The 13,132-nt window shown below is 65.5% G+C and carries 12 protein-coding genes; 7 read left to right on the forward strand and 5 right to left on the reverse strand.

What is annotated here, in order from left to right; genetic code table 11:
• Positions 1–131 precede the first annotated feature (131 nt).
• Entirely contained in the window at positions 132–647 is a 516-nt protein-coding gene (locus ACSQ89_RS25785) for a DUF1772 domain-containing protein (protein WP_436295248.1), read from the forward strand.
• Here ACSQ89_RS25785 and ACSQ89_RS25790 read toward each other — a convergent pair.
• Together ACSQ89_RS25790 and ACSQ89_RS25795 are read right to left on the reverse strand one after the other, a co-directional pair.
• The gene (locus tag ACSQ89_RS25790) at positions 598–924 is read right to left on the reverse strand and encodes a hypothetical protein (protein WP_436295247.1); all 327 of its coding nucleotides are present in this window, start codon (positions 922–924) and stop codon (positions 598–600) included. The two genes, ACSQ89_RS25785 and ACSQ89_RS25790, sit on opposite strands and share 50 nt — an antisense overlap.
• A gap of 159 nt (positions 925–1,083) precedes the next feature.
• Positions 1,084–3,756, reverse strand: a complete 2,673-nt coding sequence (locus ACSQ89_RS25795) for a C1 family peptidase (protein WP_436295246.1) — start codon at positions 3,754–3,756, stop codon at positions 1,084–1,086.
• Positions 3,757–3,921: 165 nt separating this feature from the next.
• Between ACSQ89_RS25795 and ACSQ89_RS25800 the strand changes: the two genes are divergently transcribed.
• From ACSQ89_RS25800 to ACSQ89_RS25820, 5 genes are all read left to right on the forward strand, one after another.
• Positions 3,922–4,749, forward strand: coding sequence for a TIGR02594 family protein (locus ACSQ89_RS25800; protein ID WP_093103777.1), 828 nt, complete (start codon positions 3,922–3,924; stop codon positions 4,747–4,749).
• Positions 4,750–4,851: 102 nt separating this feature from the next.
• Positions 4,852–5,199, forward strand: coding sequence for a hypothetical protein (locus ACSQ89_RS25805; protein ID WP_436295245.1), 348 nt, complete (start codon positions 4,852–4,854; stop codon positions 5,197–5,199).
• A 144-nt stretch (positions 5,200–5,343) separates the two neighbouring features.
• On the forward strand, positions 5,344–6,525 hold the full coding sequence (locus tag ACSQ89_RS25810) for a glutamate carboxypeptidase (RefSeq protein ID WP_436295286.1): 1,182 nt from the start codon (positions 5,344–5,346) through the stop codon (positions 6,523–6,525).
• Positions 6,526–6,668: 143 nt separating this feature from the next.
• Entirely contained in the window at positions 6,669–7,895 is a 1,227-nt protein-coding gene (locus ACSQ89_RS25815) for a sulfite oxidase (RefSeq protein WP_436295244.1), read from the forward strand.
• A gap of 601 nt (positions 7,896–8,496) precedes the next feature.
• On the forward strand, positions 8,497–9,228 hold the full coding sequence (locus ACSQ89_RS25820) for an MBL fold metallo-hydrolase (RefSeq protein WP_436295243.1): 732 nt from the start codon (positions 8,497–8,499) through the stop codon (positions 9,226–9,228).
• A 22-nt stretch (positions 9,229–9,250) separates the two neighbouring features.
• Here ACSQ89_RS25820 and ACSQ89_RS25825 read toward each other — a convergent pair whose 3' ends face one another.
• Both ACSQ89_RS25825 and ACSQ89_RS25830 read right to left on the reverse strand, forming a co-directional pair.
• A complete protein-coding gene (locus tag ACSQ89_RS25825) occupies positions 9,251–10,252 on the reverse strand; it encodes a 4-hydroxythreonine-4-phosphate dehydrogenase PdxA (protein WP_436295242.1) in 1,002 nt (333 codons plus the stop codon).
• A gap of 20 nt (positions 10,253–10,272) precedes the next feature.
• Complete coding sequence (locus tag ACSQ89_RS25830; protein WP_436295241.1) at positions 10,273–11,241, reverse strand: Bug family tripartite tricarboxylate transporter substrate binding protein; 969 nt, start codon at positions 11,239–11,241, stop codon at positions 10,273–10,275.
• Between the two features lie 92 nt (positions 11,242–11,333).
• Between ACSQ89_RS25830 and ACSQ89_RS25835 the strand changes: the two genes are divergently transcribed.
• Entirely contained in the window at positions 11,334–12,275 is a 942-nt protein-coding gene (locus tag ACSQ89_RS25835; protein ID WP_436295240.1) for a LysR family transcriptional regulator, read from the forward strand.
• 13 nt (positions 12,276–12,288) lie between these two features.
• Here ACSQ89_RS25835 and ACSQ89_RS25840 read toward each other — a convergent pair whose 3' ends face one another.
• Positions 12,289–13,131, reverse strand: a complete 843-nt coding sequence (locus ACSQ89_RS25840) for an ABC transporter substrate-binding protein (RefSeq protein WP_436295239.1) — start codon at positions 13,129–13,131, stop codon at positions 12,289–12,291.
• Position 13,132: the final 1 nt, after the last annotated feature.

Consider the following 13,132-nt stretch of genomic DNA (forward strand, 5'->3'; position numbering starts at 1 on the left):
ACATGCGCGCGGTGTCGCAACCTGGACGATGGAGCACGAGGCCGGGACGACACGTGATTGAATTTCACGCACCGCCAGGGCCCAATAGCGACCTTTGCAATTCCAGGAACGCACTGCAGAAGGCAAACCACATGGCAACCCTGAACGCACTCATGCTCCCCCTTACCGTGCTCGCCGCCGTCGGCTCGGCCGTCATCGCCGGCCTGCTCTTCGCCTTCTCGACCTCGGTGATGAAGGCGCTGTCGCAGCTGCCGCCCGAGCAGGGGATGGCCGCGATGCAGAACATCAACGTGACGATCCAGAACCCGGTGTTTCTCGGGGTGTTCGCCGGCACCGCGCTCCTGTGCGCGGTGCTGGTGCTGCGGGCGCTGCTGCATGCGAACGATGCGGCCACCTGGTGGCTGGTCGTGGGCGCAGCGGCCTATCTGATCGGGACCTTCGGGGTGACGATGGTCTTCAATGTGCCGATGAACAACACGCTGGCGCGGGCCGAGGCGTCTGAAGCGGTTGCCGCGGTGCAGTGGCCGGCCTATGTGGGGCCCTGGGTTCGGTGGAACCACCTGCGCACGGTGATGGGGGTGCTGGCTGCGCTCTCGTTCACGGTGGCGGCAGTGCAGTGGGCGCGTGCGGGAGCGTCGGGCGCCTGAGGTCGGGCAGGAAGCCCCACAACCAGCGCGCTCCTTGCGATGGCGGTGCCGCGTCGACCGAGACATGCTCGCAGGTCGCCGTGGACTGCTCCTCGAAGGCCTTGAGTTGGGCAAGGTCGGTCTCGAGTTCGCTCTCGAGCGTCGCGAGTTCGTCCCTGAGCTTCTGGATCAGTGCCGGCATCGTCCGGATGCGCTCGCGCTTGCGCTTGATCTCCTCCTTGATCTGCACGATCGCTCGCTTCACGATGTCGCCATCGATGGAGTTGGTAGTGGCCATGGCCTATCTCCTGAGGTGGGCTCGATGCGCCGGTTGTACGCGCAGCAGCGATGCATCGCCTCCTCCCGGCTGGGGAGGCTGAAGGCGGCGGGCCCGGCGCGAGTCGCAAGCGCCGAAGTGGCCTGCCCTCGCCAACCGTCGGGCACCTCGCGTACGCCGCTACACCCTCTCCCGAGTGCGCTGGTCGATCTGCATGCGCCGATCGCGCAGCGACGATTCGGTGTGCGGGAACATCGGCTTGGCGCTGCGAATCGGGATCGCCATGTCCGGGAGCTTCACCGCGAGCTTTGCCTGCGCCTTGCCGGCACCTGCCGCAATGCGCCTGAAGGTGGACATGACTGTCTTCTTGTCGTCGTCGAAGTCGCCGTGGTGCATGGCCTCCGATGCGCTCAGCGAATCGTCGGGCTCGGTGTTGGGCGTGAGCACGAGTTCGGCGCCGTGGGAATTAAAGATCTTGCGCAAGGCGGGATCAAAGGCTTTCTCCATCCCGAGGATCGGCACGCCATCGCGAAAGAACGGGATGCGCGCCTGGCCCTCGAAGGCATTCGAGACCAGGTAGAGCAAGGACTTGTTGTAGATCTTGGCGCAGTCGTCGTCACGCTCGGTCTTGTCCTTGAGCACATACACCGTCAGCTTGCGGAGCGCCTTTGATTCCATCGCCGGCACGTAGAACTCCTTGAAGAGTTCGACCGTGCAGGCCGGCGCCCACAGGGTGCAGGTCTCGATCGGCAGGCCGCGCGCAGCCAGGAGCTTGACGATCGGCGCGTGCAGGATCGAGCCCGCGCTGTGGCCCACGAGATGGATCTCGAGGGCCTGGCCGTTCTTCTCGGCCTTTTTCGCCAGCTTCTTCAGGTGATCGACGACCAAGGTCGAGGCACAGCCCTGGCTGGCGGCGCGCAAGGCGTTCTCCTTCATCTCGCTCCAGGCGGCCTTGCCGCTCAAGACGCGGGCGAGCGGCTCCAGCGCGTCGTCGAGCCGATCCAGCATGAAGTCCTTGGTGGCGTCCAGCGCGCCTTCTGGCCGTCGACGGCTCACCGCATCCTTGAGGATGTTCGAGAAGGTGGTCCAGTAGTCGGTGCGCCAGATGAAGGCCAGCGGGTAGACCTCAGCCTTCAACAGCTCCGGTCGGTATTCCGCGAGGCGCTGCACCGCGGCCTGTTCGCTCACCAGCCCGCCATGGGCATACAGAAGGACCCGCAGCTTTTTCCAACCATGGGTCGCCGCCGGGATGTCCTGCTCGAAGATGTGACTGAGCTCGTCGGGCGTCGAGCCGTAGTCGCCGCCCGCCTTCAGCTCCCCGTCATTGCCGACGCTCACGATATGAGGCCGCAGGTCTGCGAAGGAATAGGCCACGCTCTGGTTGGCGGTGGCCGAATGCGTGGCGGCGGCCGATTGCTTCGCGCGCAGCGTCACCGGCGCCCCCAGGCGGGCCACCCACACATCGGTGCCGTTGGCGATCCAATCGTCATAGGTGACCCGCGCAAAGCCGCGCAGGCCCCATGTCGGACCCCAGGAGTTCTGCAGCCAAAAACCTTGATCGTCATAGGCCACGATGGCGAAGGCATGGCCGCCCGTGATCACCTCCGACTGCACGATCAGGCCGTCGGCCCCTACGCTGCCCCATCCCTCGTGGACCGTGGCCGTCGCATAGAGCACGCCGACCTCGGCGATGGCCGCGTGCATGGCGACCAGGTCTTTGTGGTTGACGCGGAAATAGGCGCCCAGCGGCCGGCGGACGCCGTCTGCCACGCGCTGCTCGGTCATGCCCCGGCGGTCGACCTTGCCGGGCTGGTAGGGATATAGCTCCTCGGAGCAAATGCCGTGCTTGTGCCAGCCCTTCATCGCGCCGCGCGCGCTCGAGCCGCTGTAGTTCTCGCCGGGCCACTCGTCGTAGCGGCGCGCCAGGTCGTACAGCATGCGCGGGCTGACGGGAACGCTGTCAGGCACCACCCGCCTGCGCTGGAGCAGATAGTTCGCGACGGTCGCCAGGCCGAAGCCGGTGCACGCGCCTTCGCTGCCCTGGTTCAGGATCGGCACCTTGTGCTCCAGGTACTCGCCCAGCGGAATGTGGGTCGGCACCTCGATGAGCGTGGGCGTGTACATCAGGTCGCGGAAGTCGAGCGTGTCCGGCCGCACTGCGAGCGATTCGGAAGGCGGCGGCACAAAGGCCGGCGGCGGCGGCTCCAGCTGGATTGACTCAGCGCCGCGCATCAATGCATCGGCGGGCTCCGCGAACGTCTTCGCGGTCTTTGCCTTGGCATGTCTGGCGCTCGCGGCCGGAAAGGAGGGGGCCAGCACCAGCTTGGCCCGCTCGTAGAAGCGAACCCTTTCAGCCGCGCCGTTCTGGCCGCCGTTGATCCTGCGCGTGATCTCGGTGAAGTTGTCCGCATCGGCGAGCTCGTTGAGCCCTTTGCGCTTCCAGTACAGCCCCGCCGTCTTGAACGCCAGCTCCGGCGCGGCGGCCAGCTCGGGTTGGCCGACGAGGTCGACCCCGAGCAGATCGCCGAACTTCTGGTAGTTGGCACGGCCAGTCAACTGAATCGGGCCGCGGCCCTTGAAGCGCTTGCCATCGCCGGGCTGCGTGTTGCCGAGCGTCCGTGCCAGGTCGCTCGGCGGCTCGTAGCGCTTCTGCGCCGGCGTTGGCCCCCAGATCTCCTCCATGAAGTTGAACTCGCCCGACTCGTGCGCCAGTTGCGCGATGAATGCGGATGTTCGTCGCAGATTGTTGATCTCGAATTCCTCCATCGCCGCGTTCAGCGGGTCGACGTACAGGAGGCGCTTCTTCTGCGAAGCGTGGAGCATGATCTGCGCGAGTTGAAGGTCGGTGAGCATGGGATGCCCTTTCGCGAGTGACGGGGACTGGCTCGCGGCAAATTCTGCCTCTCACGCAGAATCTGACGAAGCGGACTGAAGGACTATGTCTGTCGATCTAGCCAAAGGGATGTACGAGTGATCAGCCCGCTGCGGCAAAATCTCGGGCAACTCCGAGGAGGTGCGATGGGAACCAGTGACAAGGACTCGCTATCGACCGCTGTGCTGACCGATGGCACGGATTCACAACGCCGTCTGAGCTTCAAGAAGCTGGCATCCTGGATCGCCATCGTCGTGACCGTCGTCGCTGGAACGGCCGCGTTCGTCAAGAACGTCGACACGATCTGGACCACGGCCTCCGGCTGGTTCCGAGGCAAGCCGCAGCCGACGCCGGGCACTGAAATCAAGGTGACTGCCGAGACGCTGGTCGCCATTGCAGACGCCATGGCCAAGACCGCTGCTGCAAAGTCCGGAGGCGCGGCCAGCGAAGAGGTGAAGAAGGATTCGGCGAATCTGAAGAGCGCGGCGAAGGAGATCGAAGCGCCGTTGTCGGTCGGGACCGCGGCGATACCGGCACCGCCCTGGTTGAAGCTTGCCTTGGCCGAACTGGGCCAGTCAGAGATCCCAGGGCCCGAGTCCAATCCACGCATTCTTGAATACATCCATTCCTCGCCTCATTCCAAGAATGTCACTGACGACACGATGCTTCCTTGGAGCGCGCTCTTCCTCAACTGGGTGATGAAAGCGTCGGGCGTTCCCGGCGTGGATGATGGTCGCAATATCGCGTGGCTGACGTGGGGGAGCGAGCTGAAGGAACCCAAGCAAGGCGCCGTGGCGATCTTCAAGCGCCCGGAAAGTGATGCGTCCCCGTCGCGCGGGCAGGCCTATTCGTGCCTCTACCTGGGCCAAACCGCGACCTACATTCTTTGCCTGGGCGGCAACGTCGGAAATGCCGTTCGGATCACGTCCAGGCCCAAGGAGAACCTGGTGGGCTACCGATGGCCTCCCGCCTGATTCCGTGGTTGAGCCGTACTCGACGTGGAACGTTTCCTCGTTGCCGTCTTCGACCTGCTTCGCGCGCAGAGGGTTTGCCAGAAGGGTTAGGCTGGAGGCCTGATGACACCCTCCAAGGAAAACGCCAATGCCGGCTCTGTCTGGATCCGGTTCTGGTCGCCGACTTCCGCTTTGGAGCCGACTCCGGCCCATGCAAGTGCGCCTGAGCGTGCGGCGATCAGGAGCCGGAACTACGTCTGGCTGAAAACGTACATGGACATCTACATCCTGCGCTGGGGTGCACTGTGGGCAGCCTGCCTGGTTCTCGCGCTCCTTGCCACGGACGATGCAGTGCCAGGGGTACTGTTTGCGATCGCGCTGGCCTCGACCATGGCGTCTTTTTTTGGTCTGGTTTCCATGGTCTTGATCTATCGCCGAGCGGTCAGGGCTGTGAAAGATCGGACGGCATAGCTCAGACGGCTGGTCTCGGAGAAAACCTGGCCTAGACTCCCGCGTCTCTGTTCAACGAAGGATTTCCCGATGACATTCGCATCGACCACCTGTGCGCCTGCGGCACGTTGGCTGCCTCGTTTCTTGTTGGGGCTCGGCGCGGCAATGCTGGTGTCCACGCTTCATGCCCAGCCCCACAAGGAAGTTCTCGACCGATCTGCAGGCTACAAGGACGAAGCACTGTTGCTGCTTGAACGCCTGGTCAACATCGACTCCGGTTCGGCCAACACCGCAGGCCTCGAGAAGGTGCGGGGCGTGGTGGTCGAAGAGTTGCAAAAGCTCGGCGGAAAGATCGAGACCTTTCCGGCTACGCCGCATCCCGGAACCAACGTGGTCGCGACCTTCGAGGGCACCGGCACCCGCAAGATCCTGCTGATGGCGCACATTGACACGGTGTTCGCCGACGGCACGGCGAAGGCCAAGCCCTTCTACATCAAGGACGGTCGCGCCTACGGCCCCGGCGTGATGGACAACAAGGGCGGCGTGGTCGCGGGGCTGTACGCGATCAAGATCCTGAAAGCGATGAACTTCAAGGACTACGGCCGCATCACCTTCCTGATCGACACCAACGAAGAGGTGGGTTCGCTCGACACCACGGCGCTGATCCGCCGCGTAGCCAGGGAACACGATGTCACCCTTAACCTGGAGCCCGGCCGACCGGCGGACGGCCTGGTGGTGTGGCGCAAGGGCAGCGCCACGGCCACGGTGGAGGTCAAGGGGCGCGCGGCCCATGCCGGCGTGGCGCCGGACGCAGGTCGCAACGCTGCCACGGAAGTGGCCCATCAGGTCTTGCAGCTCGGCAAGCTGGGCGATGCGGAAAAGCTCACCACGATCAACTTCACCGTGCTGACAGCCAACGGCGCCACCAACGTGATCCCCGAGAACGCATCTGCCAGGGGCGACGTGCGGGCGGTGACGCGCGAAGAGTTCGATCGCATCGAGCGCGACCTGGCCCGCGTCTCGCAAAGCAAGCTGATCGCCGACACGCAGGTCAAGACGATGCTGTCGCGCGGCCTGCCGCCGATGCCGCGCACGCCGCAGTCCGACGCACTGGTCAAAACGGCCGAATCGATTTACGCCGAAATCGGCAAGAAGCTCACCATCGAGGGCTCCGGCGGCGCCGCCGACGCGAGCCTGGCCGCCGATGTCGGCGTTCCCACGCTCGATGGCTTCGGGATCGTCGGCGGTGGCATTCATACGCCGGACGAATATGCCGAGGTCGAGAGCGTGGTGCCGCGCTTCTACCTGCTCACCCGCATGGTGATGGAGCTCAGCAAGAAGCCGTGACATCTCGCGCGCCACCGGGTGGTGCGCAAGGCTTGGACCATTCGTCGACCAGGCCTTCCCGTTTCTTGCATTTCCATGAAGCGCCGCCGATTATTCGAAGTCGTGGTGGTTCGCGCCGCGAGTCCCGGATCCAAGGAGTTGCCATGCTCAACGAAGTCCAGATCAAGTTCGATGCAGGTTCCACTTCTCTATCAAGGAGACCTGCAATGGATGCAAAAGACATGGCACGACGACAGTTGATGCGGCAAGGCGGTGCGGCGCTCGCCGGTCTGGCGCTGCTGCATTCCCACTTGCTTGCCCAGGCCTTCCCGGCCCGGCCGGGCGAGGAGGTCATCCCCTGGCTGGATCAACCGCCACCGAACCCGAGTGGCGGTGTTGTCGAGAATCTGCCCCAGTGGGAAGAGCTGAGTTCCTTTTTGACGCCCAACGACAAGTTCTTTCGTGTGGCGCACTACAACAAGCCGGTCATCGACGAGAAGGCGTGGGCCCTCGAGATCACCGGGCTCGTCAAGCAGCCCAAGACCTTGACGCTCCCCGCGCTCAAGGCCCGACCTCGGAAAGAGGTCGTCTTCACACTCGAATGCTCCGGGAATCATGGGTTCCCGTGGTTCATCAGCGGAATTGGCACCGCCAGGTGGGCGGGGACGCCGCTCGCCCCACTGCTCAAGGAAGCCGGGGTGCTGAATCGAGGGATGGAAGTCGTCTTCGTTGGGAGCGACGCGGGTGAGGAGGAAGTCCGCCAGGCCAAGATGCCGCAGCACTTTGCCCGCAGCATGTCGCTGGTCGATGCGATGAACCCGAACAACCTGCTCTGCTATGAGATGAACGGAGCAGCGCTTCCGCAGCCCCACGGGTTCCCCGTGCGGCTTATCGCTCCGGGCTGGTATGGCATTGCGAACGTCAAATGGCTGAAGCGCATCGAGATATGGGACACCCGCTTCATGGGCCGCTTCATGGCGCGTGACTACGTGACGATCCGCGAAGAGCAGCGCAATCAGGAAACCGTCTGGACGGAAACGTCCGTGGGTCGGGCTCTACTCAAGTCTGTACCGGCCAAGGTCACCGGCAGAAACGGCAAATACCGTATCGTCGGTGCGGCGTGGGGGCCATCCGTAGCGCGCGTGGAGGTGCAGATCGACGCGGGACCCTGGGTCGCAGCAACCATGGACCGGAGTGAGCAAGCCGATTTTGCGTGGAAGCTCTGGTCCCTGGAGTGGGCGAATGCGACGCCAGGAGAACACGCCATCACTTCACGTGCTGTCGATACCCAGGGGAATGTTCAACCAGCGATGGAGGATCCCCGCATCGCCAAGAAACGCACCTACTGGGAAAGCAACGGGCAAGTCACGCGGCGGGTCCGACTCACCTGATCGTTGTTCGCACAGTAGGAGTAGGAATGCCAGTCACCCAGCACCCCCTCCACAGATCCGTACGTGCGGAACTACCGCATACGGCTCCTGCCTTGGGTCATGACGATCAGGCCAGCAAGATGCGGCCAGTCGTATCCGCCTCTGGACGTTTGTCGCGTGAGCCCGGCTCGATGTCCGGTACGCGTTGCCAACTGACGGATTTCCCTTGGCCTGCCGCCTGCCCTCCACCACCTCCGTGGCCCGGCCATTTGAGTGTTGCAGAAGACCCTGGGATCTCCCGGTTCCCGCGCGAGATGTGTCCACGCATGCACGGGGTCTCTGACTGCGCGGGGTCCGCACTTGCCTCGCCAAAGCGGCAAGCACGGTGTAGCCTTCGGCATGTCTCCAAAACCTCGGCACCCCGAACCACCTGCACCTCACGGCACAGGGCATGTATTTCGCAGCTCAATACCCGGCCTGCCTTTTCCCCTGTCAACGCTTCGCCCACGCCCTCACGAGCGTGCACGCATGACTCGGGGCCGCCGTAGCTGGCTAAGCCTTCAACGTATGACTCTTTCATTCACAACATCTCGCCGGTTTTGACCGGCGCACGGAGACGCGCATGATCACGAATCCGCAGGCCGGCACCAACGTGCAGGAAATCGCCTCGGGCATCTTCCGCATCAACACGCCCGTGCCGCTGCCCGACGGCAACCTGTTCAGCTTCAACCAATACCTGGTGGTCGACGACCAGCCGCTGCTGTTCCACTCCGGCCTGCGCCAGCTTTTCCCGCTGGTGAGCGAAGCCATCGCAAGCGTGATGCCGCTCGAGCGCCTGCGCTACATCGGGCTGTCCCATGTCGAGGCGGACGAGTGCGGTGCGCTGAACCTGTTTCTGGCCGCAGCGCCGCAGGCCGTGCCCCTGTGCAGCAGCATCGCGGCCATGGTCTCGATAGGCGACATGGCCGACCGCCCGCCGCGCGCGCTCGCCGATGGCGAAGAACTCGCGCTCGGCACCCACACGATGCGCTGGTTCGACACGCCTCATCTTCCGCACGGCTGGGAGTGCGGGCTGATGATGGATACGCACACGCGCACCTTCTTCTGCGGCGACCTCCTCACGCAGCCGGGCAACAGCGAGCGGGCGCTGGTCGATAGCGACATCCTTGGCCCCAGCGAGGCGTTTCGACGCCAGATGGACTATTACGCGCATGCCCCGCAGACGGCCGCATTGCTGGCCGGGCTCGCGAAGCAGGAGCCCCGCACGCTCGCATGCATGCACGGCAGCGCATGGCAGGGAGATGGCGCATCACTGTTGCGCAGTCTTTCAGAGGCACTCTCGGCCTCGCATTGAGTTCCGCGCGCTCAGCCTTTACTTACCCTGCCCTGCCGGCCATTCGGACGCAGAGCTCGAAGGCTTTTTGCAAGCCTTCGATGTTCGCCACGCCCTTGCCCGCGATGTCGAAGGCGCTGCCGCTCGCCGAGGTCGCCACCGGCACCGGCAGCCCGCCGTGCAGCGTCACGCCCTGTTCGAAGCCCATGAGCTTCATCGCGATCTGGCCCTGGTCGTGGTACATCGAGACGACGGCGTCGAAGTCGCCGCGGCGCGCGCCGATGAAGACGGTGTCGGGCGAATAGGGGCCGCGCGCGTCCATGCCCTGCGCCTTCAGCGCGCGCACGGCCGGCTCGATGATCTCGATCTCCTCGCGGCCGATGGAGCCGCCGTCGCCGGCATGCGGATTGAGGCCCGAGACCGCGATGCGCGGCGCGGGCACGCCGGCACTGACGAGCGCGCCGCAGATGATGTGCACGGCGTCCTGCACGGCCTGCCCGGTGATGAGGGCCGCGACGTCTTTCAGCGGCACGTGCGAGGTCACGCGCGAGGTCCACAGGCTGCCGGTGATGTTGAACTCGCAGACGAAGCCCGGCACATCGAAGCGCTCCTGCATGTAGCGCAGCTCGTCCTCGTGCGCGAGGCCGCCCAGGCGCAGCGAATGCTTGTTGAGCGGCGCGAAGACGATGCCGTCGACCGCGCCGCGGCGCACGGCTTCGGTGGCCAGCTGCATCGCCTCGAAAGAGGCCTTGCCCGAATGCGCGTTCGACTCGCCCAGCACCGGCGGCTTGCCGCCCATGGTGTTCTGCACCAGCAGGCTGGGGCGGCCGGGCTCGAAGCGCAGCGCGTCCAGGCTTTCCAGTCTCAAGGGGTCGAGCGCGGTGCCTCCTCCTGCGATGCGTTCGCCGCTTTCAAGCACCAGCGGATCGGCGATCAGCAGCAGCTCGGCAGCTTCGAGGTTCTGCGCGCGGCGCAGCAGCTTCACCGTCATCTCGGGGCCGATGCCGCTCGGGTCGCCGGGCAGCACTGCGATTCGGGGTTTCATCGACATCCTTTTCTCTTGAGTCAATCGGCGCGCATGCCGGTGTCCTTGACCAGCTTGCCGTAGCGCTCGAACTCGCTGCGGTTCATCTCCGCGAAGGGCTCGATGCCCATGGCCGTGATCTCGCCGCCCAGGCCCTTGATGCGCTCCTGCACGTCGCTCATGCGCAGGCTCTGGGCCAGTTCGGCGTTGAGCCGCTCCACCGCCGCGCGCGGCGTGCCGGCGGTGACGAAGAGGCCGTACCAGGTGTTGACGTCGGCGCCCTGCACGCCCGCCTCGGCCAGCGTGGGCACCTCCGGCAGCTCAGGCGTGCGCTTGGCCGCGGCGACGGCGAGCGCGCGGAACTTGCCGGCCTTGATCTGCTGCATGGCCGAGGAGGTGCTGTCGAACATCATCTCCACCTGCCCGCCGATGATGTCGACGTGCGCCTGCGAGCTGCCGCGGTACGGCACGTGGATGGCCTTGGTGCCGGTGGCCAGTGCAAAGGCTTCGCCGCCCACGTGCTGCGTGCTGCCGATGCCCGAGGACGCATAGCGCAGGCCGCCCGGCTTGGCGCGCATCGCGGCGATGAGCTCCTTCACGTCCCGGTAGGGCGAGGTCGAAGGCACCACCAGCACGTTGGGCATCACAGCCACCAGGCCGACGGGCTGCAGGTCCTTCAACGGGTCGTACTTGAGCTTGAGCAGGTGCGGCGCCACCGCCTGGCCGGTGTTGGTGGCCAGCAGCAGCGTGCTGCCGTCCGCGACGGCCCGCGCCGTGAGTTCGGCCGCGATGGTGTTGGAGGCGCCGGGCCGGTTCTCGACCACCACCGGCTGCTTGAGCGAAGCGCCGAACTTGTCGGCGAGCAGGCGCGCGAGGATGTCGGTGCCGCCGCCGGGCGAGGCGCCGACCATGATGCGCAGGGGCTTGTCGGGATAGACCGCTTGGGCGGGCGCCGCGAGCGGCACGGCGATCAGGCAGAGCGCCGCAAGGCGCCAGGACAGGAATGGCATGGGCGTGTCTCCGATCTTTGTGGTGCCCAGCTTAGGGATGTTCGCCATTCCAATCCAATCGAATGTTCTGAAGAATCCATATACCGCCGTATATGACTCAGCCCGGCCCCGATCTCCCGCCCTGGCGCCTGCTGCTGCGCTTGCGCACGCGGCAATGGGTGCTGCTGGCGCTGCTCGACCAGCACCGCCACCTCGGCCGCGCGGCCGCGGCGATGAACATCAGCCAGCCGGCGGCCACCAAGCTCCTGCAGCAACTGGAAGAGACCTTCGCCGTGCCGCTCTTCACGCGCGTCGCGCGCGGCATGACGCCCACGCCGTATGGCGAGGCGCTGGTGCGCCATGCGCGCTGGGTGCTGACGGATTTCGGCGCGGTGTGCGAAGAGGTCGAAGCGCTGCGCTCCGGGCTCAGCGGCGCGTTGCGCGTGGGCAGCGTGCCGGGCGCGGTGCCCGAGCTGCTGGCGCCGACGCTGGTGGCCTACCAGAAGAAGCACGAACGCGTGGCGGTGAGCGTGGTGGTCGACACCAGCGACGTGATGCTGCGCCAGCTCGCGCGCGGCGAAGTCGATCTGATGCTGGGCCGGCTCACCGAAGACCACAGCGCCGAAGCCTTCGACTGCGTGCCGCTGCTCGGCGAGCCGCAGGTGGTGGTGGTGCGCAAGGCGCATCCGCTGTTCAAGCGCAAGTCGCTGACGCTGCGCGAGCTGGTCGACTGGCCCTGGCTGCTGCAGCCGCCGGGCTCGCCGCAGCGCGGGCGCTTCGAGGCGGCCTTGCGCGAGGCGGGCATCCAGCAGCGGCTGCGCATCACCGAAACCGCATCGCCGATCGCGATGACGGCGCTCTTGGAACACTCGGACATGGCCGCCGTGATGCCGGCCTCGCAGGCGGCACACTACGCGCGGCTGGGCGTGCTGCGCGTGCTGCCGGTGGAACTGCCGATCCGCGTGCCGCCGATCTACCTGATCACGCGGCGGGCGCACAGCCTGTCGCCGGCCGCGGCCGAGTTCGTTGCGCTGCTGCGGCCGGCGGCGGCCTGACAGGCGCGGACCTTCAGGGCAGCAGCTCGAACTTGAGTTCGGACAGCGGCATCACCTTTTCTTCGCGCGTCATCTTGTATTCGGTGTTCGGACCGAGCCACTTGGCCCAGATCTTGTCGATCTCGCCGGCCTTGTCCAGCGCCACCAGCGCCGCATTGACCTTGGCCAGCAGCACCGGCTCGTCCTTCTTCATGCCGACGCCGATCGGCTGCAGCACCATCGGCTCCTTGATCATCTTGAGCTCGACCCCCGAGGTCTTCGACTGGTTGACGAGCTTGGTGATGGTCATGGTGTTGGCCACCATCCCCATCGACTTGTTCTGCTGCACGGCCATGAAGGCCGAGCCCGTGTCCTGGAAGGTCACCGGCTCGGAGCCGTTCATCTTGATCGACAGCTCCGAGGTCGAGCCCTTGGTGGAGCTCAGGCGCTTGCCCTTGAAGTCGGCCTTGGTGGTGCCGGGGTCGGAGGCTTTCACGGCCAGCATTTCCTTGGCCACGTAGTACGGATCGCTGAACTGGATCTGCTCGCCGCGGCTCTTGGTGTAGGCCAGGTTCGCCACGGTCACATCGACGCGGCCGAGCTTGACCTCGGGCACGCGGGCTTCGACCGACAGCGGCGTGACCTTCGCGCTCAGGCCCAGTTGCTTGGCCAGCGCGTTGCACAGATCGACATCGAAGCCCACCATCTCGCGCGTCTTGGGATCCGGTGCGGCAAAGGGCGGTACATCGGCGAAGGTGCCGCACTTGAGTTCCTTGCGCTGGTTGATGTCGTCCCACTGGTCGGCATGCGCCAGGACGGACAGGGCGCCAAGGCAACAAGCGATGGCGGCGAGACGGAAGACGGTCTTCTTCGACATG

Source organism: Variovorax sp. LjRoot175, from assembly GCF_964253805.1.
GTDB lineage: Bacteria > Pseudomonadota > Gammaproteobacteria > Burkholderiales > Burkholderiaceae_C > Variovorax.

Excerpts from the sequence above, each read along its gene's own strand:
- ACSQ89_RS25785 (WP_436295248.1), top strand. The coding sequence starts at position 132 with ATGGCAACCCTGAACGCACTCATGCTCCCCCTTACCGTGCTCGCCGCC.
- ACSQ89_RS25790 (WP_436295247.1), bottom strand. The coding sequence starts at position 924 with ATGGCCACTACCAACTCCATCGATGGCGACATCGTGAAGCGAGCGATC.
- ACSQ89_RS25795 (WP_436295246.1), bottom strand. The coding sequence starts at position 3,756 with ATGCTCACCGACCTTCAACTCGCGCAGATCATGCTCCACGCTTCGCAG.
- ACSQ89_RS25800 (WP_093103777.1), top strand. The coding sequence starts at position 3,922 with ATGGGAACCAGTGACAAGGACTCGCTATCGACCGCTGTGCTGACCGAT.
- ACSQ89_RS25805 (WP_436295245.1), top strand. The coding sequence starts at position 4,852 with ATGACACCCTCCAAGGAAAACGCCAATGCCGGCTCTGTCTGGATCCGG.
- ACSQ89_RS25810 (WP_436295286.1), top strand. The coding sequence starts at position 5,344 with ATGCTGGTGTCCACGCTTCATGCCCAGCCCCACAAGGAAGTTCTCGAC.
- ACSQ89_RS25815 (WP_436295244.1), top strand. The coding sequence starts at position 6,669 with ATGCTCAACGAAGTCCAGATCAAGTTCGATGCAGGTTCCACTTCTCTA.
- ACSQ89_RS25820 (WP_436295243.1), top strand. The coding sequence starts at position 8,497 with ATGATCACGAATCCGCAGGCCGGCACCAACGTGCAGGAAATCGCCTCG.
- ACSQ89_RS25825 (WP_436295242.1), bottom strand. The coding sequence starts at position 10,252 with ATGAAACCCCGAATCGCAGTGCTGCCCGGCGACCCGAGCGGCATCGGC.
- ACSQ89_RS25830 (WP_436295241.1), bottom strand. The coding sequence starts at position 11,241 with ATGCCATTCCTGTCCTGGCGCCTTGCGGCGCTCTGCCTGATCGCCGTG.
- ACSQ89_RS25835 (WP_436295240.1), top strand. The coding sequence starts at position 11,334 with ATGACTCAGCCCGGCCCCGATCTCCCGCCCTGGCGCCTGCTGCTGCGC.
- ACSQ89_RS25840 (WP_436295239.1), bottom strand. The coding sequence starts at position 13,131 with ATGTCGAAGAAGACCGTCTTCCGTCTCGCCGCCATCGCTTGTTGCCTT.